The 9013-nt window shown below is 61.2% G+C and carries 2 protein-coding genes; both read right to left on the bottom strand.

Annotation, left to right across the window (positions count from 1 at the left end; genetic code table 11):
• Nucleotides 1-209: 209 nt before the first annotated feature.
• On the bottom strand, nucleotides 210-4712 hold the full coding sequence (rpoC, locus tag U9R81_RS05090; protein ID WP_322494434.1) for a DNA-directed RNA polymerase subunit beta': 4503 nt from the start codon (nucleotides 4710-4712) through the stop codon (nucleotides 210-212).
• 146 nt (nucleotides 4713-4858) lie between these two features.
• On the bottom strand, nucleotides 4859-8542 hold the full coding sequence (locus tag U9R81_RS05085; RefSeq protein WP_322494433.1) for a DNA-directed RNA polymerase subunit beta: 3684 nt from the start codon (nucleotides 8540-8542) through the stop codon (nucleotides 4859-4861).
• Between the last annotated feature and the right edge of the window lie 471 nt (nucleotides 8543-9013).

Here is a 9013-nt window from a genome sequence, read left to right as displayed (position 1 = left end):
AGGCATGGCCTTACCGGCCCATCATAACTCTCCAAGGCATCTTACCCGCTGCCGCAGGAGATTGCTTCGGGCGGGCGGCACCTAGCCGGGCTGGGCGCCGCCACTCCCTCGCAATGACAGGAGGAGACCAGTCAGCAAAAAGGGGAAAGGGCGTGCAATGTCGCCCTTCCCCCTACCGCTGCTACCGCCAATGGCGGTGCACGTCACGCTTACGACAGCAAATCTTCCTCGTCGTCCTCCGGCTCATCGTGGTCGCCATCACCCGACAACAGCGCTTCCAGCCGCGCCCGCAATAGGGCATCGTTGTCGCTCTCCGGCGTCGCGTGACCGTTCTTGTCCGGCAATTGGGCGGCGCGCGGCGCTTCTGCCGGCTTCTCCTCAGGCTGCTGCACCTCTTCGAGCATACGCGCCATCTCGCTGATCAGATCCTCGTGCGGGCGCTCCAGCCGCTTCTCGATGCCGGTGCCGGCTGGGATGAGCTTGCCGATAACAACATTCTCCTTCAAGCCGCGCAGGTAATCGACCTTGCCCTGAATAGCGGCATCGGTCAGCACCCGAGTCGTCTCTTGGAACGAGGCTGCCGAGAGGAAGCTGTCAGTGTTGAGCGAGGCTTTGGTAATGCCCAGCAACACCGTCGCCGCCGTCGCCGGATCGCCGCCTTGGCTGACGATGTCGTTGTTGAGGCGGCGGAACTCGGTGCTGTCGATCAGCTCACCGGGCAACAGGCCGGTGTCACCCGGCTCTTCGATCCGCACCCGGCGCAGCATCTGGCGCGCAATCACTTCGATGTGCTTGTCGTTGATGTTCACGCCTTGCGAGCGGTAGACCTTCTGCGCTTCGTTGACCAGATAGCGTTGCACCGCCTCGCGACCTTGTAATTCGAGCAGCTCTTGCGGATTGGCGCTACCGTCGGTCAACTGCTGGCCGGCCATCACCCGCTCGCCGTTTTCCACCCGGATGCGGGCATTGTGCGGCACTACCAGCTCGCGCTCTTCGCGATCTTCCTGACTGACGACGATCCGGTCAGGTTGGATGAAGGCTTTACCGGTGAGGCGAGCGACGATCTGCGCGCCATTTGGCCCTTCGGCGATCACCTGCCCTTCGTAGACATCGCTCTCGTGCTCAATGGTTGGCGTAAAGCCGCGCCCCAGCGGATACTCGTCGGTGTAGACATCGGTCGAGACGATGCGGATGGTGCGAACGCCTTCTTCGTCGCGCACGATCTGCACCACGCCGTCGATCTCGGCCAGCAGCGCTTTGCCCTTCGGCACGCGGGCCTCGAAGATCTCTTGCACGCGGGGCAGACCCTGCGTGATGTCGTCGGCAGATGCCACGCCACCGGTGTGGAAGGTGCGCAACGTGAGCTGGGTGCCCGGCTCGCCGATCGATTGGGCAGCGATGATGCCAACCGCTTCACCGATTTCAACCAGCTTGCCGGTGGCGAGGTTGCGCCCGTAGCAGAGCCGGCACAAACCATGCTCAGCTTGGCAGGTCAATGGCGAACGCACAAACACCGACTCTTGGCCGGAAGCCATGATCACAGCGGCCAGTTCTTCATCAATCTCGGTGTTGCGATCGGCGATCAGTTCGCCGGTCGTCTTGTAATAGATCGGCGCAGCGAGGATGCGGCCCAACATACGCACTTGCAACTTCTCCATCAGCTCGCTATCGTCGGCGCTGTGGAGCCACAAGCCCTCTTCGGTGCCGCAGTCTTCGATCGTGATGATCACATCCTGTGCCACATCCACCAACCGGCGGGTGAGATAACCGGCGTCAGCGGTACGCAGCGCGGTGTCAGCCAAACCCTTGCGTCCGCCGTGGGTCGAGACGAAGTAGTCGAGCACCGAGAGGCCCTCGCGGAAGTTGGCCTTAATCGGCAACTCGATGATCCGGCCAGTCGGGTCAGACATCAAGCCGCGCATACCGGCCATCTGCGAGATCTGGTTAATGTTACCGCGCGCGCCTGAGGTTGACATCATCGCCACCGGGCCGAAGGGGTTGAGATTCTCCTTCACGGCGGCGATCGTCTGCTTGGTCGCCTCTTGCCAGATCCGCACCACCTCTTGGTAGCGCTCCTCTTCGGTGATCAGACCGCGGCGGAACTGCTTCTCGACATCGGCGACCAATTGCTCGGCCTCACGCACAATGTCGTACTTCTTGGCCGGCACTTCGATGTCGTCAATGCCGATGGTCATACCGCCGAGGGTTGCATAGCGGAAGCCGAGCGCCTTGATCCGGTCGGCCTGCTGTGCGGTCATCTCTGACCCGTAGATGCGGGCCAATTCTTGCACGTGCTTATTGCCGTGCGAAGCGCGCACCTCGTTGAGCTGCTCTTCGCTCAGGTTGCGCAGATTGGTGTAGTACTGGTAGCAATCGGCGATGATCTCCTTGAGACCCTTCTTGTCGATCAGGCGATTGCGGAAGCGCAGCGGCGTTTGCAACTCGTTATTGAGCAACACCCGCCCGATGGTCGTCTCAATCACCATGCGCGGCGTTCCGTCAGCGGCAGAGGGCAGCTCGCGCACTGGACGGTCGCTCTTGCCTGAGATGGCGCCGTTCATCCGGATCCAGATCGGCGCTTGAATATCAACCAGATCCTTCTCGTAGGCCAGCATGGCTTCGTCGATTGAAGCGAAGCGCTTGCCCGACCCCTTCGCGCCATCGCGCACCATCGTCAAGTAGTAGCACCCGAGCACGATGTCTTGCGAGGGGGTAATGATCGGTTCGCCGTGGGCCGGGCTGAGCAGGTTATACTTGCTCAGCATGCGGGTGCGAGCCTCTTCCTGCGCCTTGCGCGAAAGCGGCACGTGTACCGCCATCTGGTCGCCGTCGAAGTCGGCGTTAAACGCGGCGCAGACGAGCGGGTGCAGTTGGATGGCCGACCCCTCGATCAGCTTGGCCTCAAAGGCCTGAATCGAGAGCCGGTGCAACGACGGCGCGCGGTTGAGCAGCACCAGATAGTCTTTAATCACCTCTTCGAGCGCGTCCCACACTTCGGGGCGGACACGTTCGACGGCGCGCTTGGCGTTCTTGATATTGTGGGCCACACCCCGCTCGACCAGCCGGCGCATCACAAACGGCTTAAACAGCTCCAGCGCCATCTTCTTGGGCAGACCGCATTGGTGCAGTTGCAGGTTCGGCCCGACCACGATCACCGAGCGGCCCGAATAATCCACCCGCTTGCCAAGCAGGTTCTGGCGGAAACGGCCCTGCTTGCCCTTGAGCATATCACTCAAGCTCTTGAGACGATGCTTACCCTTGCCGCTCACAGCGCGCCCGCGGCGACCGTTGTCGATCAGCGCGTCAACCGCCTCTTGCAGCATACGCTTCTCGTTGCGCACGATGATTTCGGGCGCATTGAGTTCGATCAGCCGCTTGAGCCGGTTGTTGCGGTTGATCACCCGGCGATAGAGATCGTTCAGGTCACTGGTGGCAAAGCGACCACCGTCGAGCTGCACCATCGGGCGCAGGTCAGGCGGGATCACTGGCAGCACGGTGAGGATCATCCATTCAGGGCGATTGCCGCTCTTGCGGAACGCCTCGACCACGCGCAGGCGCTTGGTCGCCTTCTTGCGGCGCTGGCCCTGCGAGGTCTGCACCTCCATTTGCAGTTCCTCAGCCAGCTTTTCGAGATTCACAGTGCGCTCGATCAATTCCCGCACCGCACCGGCGCCCATATCGGCGCGGAAGACACCGGGGGCAATATCGCGCAACTGGCGATACTCGGTCTCGGTGATGATCCGGCCCATCTTGAGATTATTGAGCTGTTCGAGCTTCTCCTTCTCTTCGCGCACGAGGTTATCAAGCTCGCGCTGAAGCCGCTCTTGCAGCCGCTCTTGCTCTTGGGTCGCCTCATACGCCTTGCGCTCGCGCTCGGCGTCGGTCAACATCTCGGCATCGGCCAGATCGCGGCGGCGGCGCTCTTCGAGCGCCTCAAGCTCTTGCTCAACCAATTCGTCGAGCTGGTCGAGGGTATTGTCGTTAATCGGCTCACCCTCTTCGACCACTGTCACACCGCGGAAGATAATATCTTCGTCGGCGAGGGTGCCGCTCATCTCTTCCAACCGCTCGCGCAGCCGCTCGGCCTCATTCGCGATCTCATCGCGCAACCGGCGGTACTCCTCTTCGATCTGGCGCTGCGTGCTGCGCTGAGCCGTCTCCATACCGCCGAGATCTTGGGTGAGCTGGGTGCTCAGCTCGATCCGCTTCTCTTCGGCTTGGCGCTGGATCTTCTCGCGGCGGGCGGCGTACTCTTCCTGAATCATCTCGCGCGCCACCTGCAACATGTCCTCTTTCACCTCGACGATGATGTACGAGGCGAAGTAGAGCACGCGCTCGAGGTTGCGCGGCGAAATGTCAAGCAGCAGGCCGAGCCGTGACGGCGTGCCTTTGACAAACCAGATGTGGCTGACCGGCGAGGCCAGATTGATATGACCCATGCGCTCGCGGCGCACCCTCGCCCGCGTCACCTCGACGCCACACTTATCGCAGACGACGCCCTTGTAGCGCACGCGCTTGTACTTGCCGCAGAAGCACTCCCAGTCTTTGGTCGGGCCAAAGATGCGTTCGCAAAACAAGCCATCGCGCTCAGGCTTAAGCGTGCGGTAATTGATCGTTTCAGGCTTGGTGACTTCGCCGTGCGACCACGATCGGATATCCTCAGGCGAGGCTAGACTGATCCGAATGGCGTTGAAGTCGTTAATTTCCAGCATGTGGGCTTACTCCTGTAGCGGAAGCGTACCGCCAGACTCCACGCGCCCAGCGCGGCTGGCCCGCGTTGGCGCAGCTATTGGGTCAGATCCGTTTTGTTCGGCGTGGCCGGGCGACGGGGAATACCGCCGCCCGGATGGGGTCGTGGTTAGAACTCGCCGCGCTCCATGCCGCTCAGGTTGATGCCTTCGAGCGCGCCGATGTCGCTGTCGAGATCATCGCTCAGCTCAACCGGCTTCTCATCGGCGCTCAACACCTCGACGCTGAGACCAAGGCTTTGCAGCTCCTTGATCAGCACCTTGAAGCTTTCGGGCACGCCAGCCTCTTGGATCGGCTCGCCCTTCACGATCGCCTCGTAGGTCTTGACGCGGCCAACCACATCGTCGGATTTCACCGTCAACATCTCTTGCAAGGTGTAAGCCGCCCCGTATGCCTCCAACGCCCACACCTCCATCTCACCGAAGCGCTGACCGCCGAACTGGGCCTTACCGCCGAGCGGTTGCTGGGTCACGAGGCTGTAGGGGCCGGTCGAACGGGCATGGATCTTATCTTCGACAAGGTGGGCCAGCTTGAGCATATAGGCATAGCCGACTGTCACCGGATGATCGAACTTCTCGCCGGTGCGCCCGTCGTAGAGCGTCACCTTGCCGTCGGCGGGCAAGCCGGCCTGCACCAGCAGGTCTTTGATCTGTTCCTCGTGCGCGCCATCGAACACCGGCGTAGCGACGCGGAAGCCAAGGCGAGCAGCAGCCCAACCGAGGTGGGTTTCGAGAATCTGGCCGATATTCATACGCGACGGCACACCGATCGGGTTGAGGATGATGTCCACCGGGCGGCCATCGGGCAAGAAAGGCATATCCTCGATTGGCAGCACTCGCGACACTACACCCTTGTTGCCGTGACGACCGGCCATCTTGTCGCCGGCGCTGATCTTGCGCTTCTGGCAGAGCAGCACGCGCACAGTCTGATTGACGCCGACCGGCAGCTCAGCGCCCTCGCTGCGCGAGAAGACCTTGACATCGATCACCTTGCCGCGCACGCCGTTGGGCACCCGCAGCGAGCTATCCTTCACCTCACGCGCCTTCTCGCCGAAGATCGCGCGCAGCAGCCGCTCTTCCGCGGTCAGATCGGTCTCGCCCTTCGGCGTAATCTTACCGACCAAGATATCGTTGGACTGCACCTCGGCGCCGATGTAGATAATGCCGCGCTCATCGAGATTGCGCAGGCTCTCTTGGCCGACATTAGGAATATCGCGGGTAATCTCTTCGGGGCCAAGTTTGGTATCGCGCGCCTCCACCTCGTACTTCTCGATATGGATCGAGGTGAAGATATCTTCGCGCACCAGCCGCTCGCTGACAAGGATCGCGTCCTCGAAGTTACCGCCTTCCCACGGCATATAGGCCACCAACACATTTTGGCCGAGGGCCAGTTCACCTTGATCGGTGCTCGAGCTATCGGCGATCACCTCACCAGCCCGCACCCGCTGCCCGCGCACCACTGCCGGACGCTGGTTAATGCAGGTGTCTTGGTTGCTGCGCATAAACTTGCGCAAGCGATACTCGGTCTGGGTACCGTCGTCCTCTTCCACCACGATCCGGCTGCTGGTGGCGCTGACCACGACGCCATCGCGGCGCGCGACCACTACCTGACCGCTATCGCGAGCGGCGCGGTACTCCATCCCGGTACCGACGATCGGCGCATCGGGCCGCAGCAACGGCACCGCCTGCCGCTGCATGTTCGATCCCATCAGCGCGCGGTTAGCGTCATCGTGCTCAAGGAAGGGGATGAGCGAGGTCGAGACGCTCACCACCTGCTTGGGCGACACGTCCATATAATCCACCCGCTCAACCCGCTCGGTGACGAAATCCTCACCAAAGCGGCACGAGACGGTCGTTTCGAGGAAGCGATTATGTTCATCAAGTGGCGCATTGGCCTGCACAATCACAAAGCGGTCTTCCTCATCGGCGCTGAGATAATCGACCTCTTGCGACACCACCGGGCGGATCTTGATATGCTTAATCGGCAATGCGACAATCCGCTCGGCCAAAGCGCGGTTAATCTCGGCGCCAGCCTCGGCGATCACCTCGTCGGTATCGGGATCGACAATATCCTCACGCAGAATCTGGCCGCGTAGCAGCCCGATCGTAATCTGGCGGGCAATCTGGTCATCAACCCGCGTCCCCTTCGCCGCAATCAGCTCGCCGGTGCGCAGATCGCGCACATCGCGCAGCAACACGCCCTTCTCTTTCCAGACCTGCGCGTTATCGACGCTGTTGTACACCTTGCGGTACGGCGTCTCGAGGAAGCCCATCTCGTTGACGCGGGCGAAGGTGGACATCGTGCCAATTAGACCGATGTTCGGGCCTTCCGGCGTTTCAACCGGGCAGATGCGGCCATAGTGCGAGTGATGCACGTCACGCACTTCAAAGCCGGCCCGATCGCGCGAGAGACCGCCGGGGCCGAGAGCCGACAAGCGGCGCTTATTGGTCAGCTCCGCCAGCGGGTTGGTCTGATCCATAAACTGGCTCAACTGCGAGCCGCCAAAGAACTCGCGCATCGCTGCCACCACTGGCCGGATATTCACCAGCCCGTTCGGAGTCGCACTGGCCGGCTCTTGCAGCGACATACGCTCTTTGACCACCCGCTCGAGGCGGAGCAGACCAACGCGGAACTGCTGCTGGATCAACTCGCCAACGGTGCGCACGCGACGATTGCCGAGATGGTCAATGTCATCGGGGCGGCCGTGACCATTGTTGAGCAAAATCATCTGCTCGACAATGCGGAAGATATCGCGCGGCAACAGCACCCGCACGCTCAGTTCGGGCGCCTTTGCGCCATCGCGGCGGGCATCGCGCTCCCAGAGGTTCTTGTTCAATTTATAGCGGCCCACCTTCGCCAGATCGTAGCGGCGCGGGTTAAACAGCAGCGACTCGATCAACGAACGCGCATTCTCAAGCGTCGGCGGATCGCCGGGGCGCAAGCGCTTGTACAACTCAAGCAGCGCCTCTTTCGCGTTGCGCGACGGATCCTTATCGAGCGTCGCCTGAATATACGGGTGCTCGGCCACCGTATCAACCTGGCGGAACAGCTCGATCAACTGGTCGTTGTGTCCATACTTATCTAGCTCATTGTCTGGCGCCCAGCGCCCGCTGCCATCTTCTTCGGCCAGCCATGCGCTAATCGCGCGCAGCAGAATCGTGACCGGAATCTTGCGCTTGCGATCAACCTTGACACTAATCACATCGCGCTTATTGGTCTCGAATTCGAGCCATGCGCCTCGGTTCGGGATCAGCTTGGCCGTATGCAATGCACGGCCACTGGTCGGATCCTTCTCATCTTTGAAATAGACGCCGGGCGAGCGGATCAACTGCGACACCACCACCCGTTCGGCCCCGTTGTAGACAAAGGTGCCGTTATCGGTCATCATCGGGAAGTCGCCGAGAAAGATCTCAGACTCCTTAATTTCGCCGGTGGTGAGAATGCGCAATTCGACCCGCACCCGCAGCGGCGCGGCATAAGTCAGATCGCGTTCACGGCACTCGAACTCGTCGTAGCGCGGCTCGCCGAAGGTATAATCGCGAAAGTGGAGCTCAAGATTCTTGCCGGTAAAATCCGTAATCGGCGAGATCTCATCGAAGAGTTCGCGCAGCCCCTCGCGTTTGAACCATTCAAAACTTTTGAGTTGGGTTTCGATCAGCAACGGCAGATCAATCGCGTCCTTAATCCGGGCAAAGGAACGGCGCTCGATCCGGCGCGACCGGCGACCATCGGCGCCCGGGTCGATCGGGGCGATCAGCGGCTGAAGGACCACGCTCTCAATCAACGGGGGCATACGCACCTCTCCTCTATCACTTATAGGTGGGCTCATGGCGCTCCGTGGCAACCAGTTTCGTCAAAAAAACAGAAACAGCCATCCTGCCGCTCTCCCTTCAGCGGGTTACCGGCAGACTGGCACACGTCTCGTTCGCTGTTCAATATTCGTTCCGCCCCGCACGGGGACATCCTGCCATCGTGCTACGCTTGTCGGCGCGCATCTTATAGATCGCGAATGACAATGATACCACGTAATTGCGAAAAGATCAAGGAGGTTTTGAAGCGAGTCTGAATCTTGTTGTAGGTAGTATACCATGACAGGATGTGGCCCCCACCCCTTACCCCTCCCCCGCTGGGGAAGGGGAGGCCCGCACCCCCGCCCCCTCTCCTACACCAGTGGGAGAGGGGCGCGACTGCGTTCCGCACTAGCGATGCCTCACCCGCCACGCACGCGGCTCCCCCTCTCCCGCCTGACGGCGGGAGAGGGGGT

Origin of the sequence: Chloroflexus sp. (assembly GCF_034435895.1) — a bacterium.
In the GTDB taxonomy this organism is placed as follows: Bacteria; Chloroflexota; Chloroflexia; order Chloroflexales; family Chloroflexaceae; genus Chloroflexus.
This window is presented reverse-complemented; position numbering and strand designations above follow the sequence as displayed.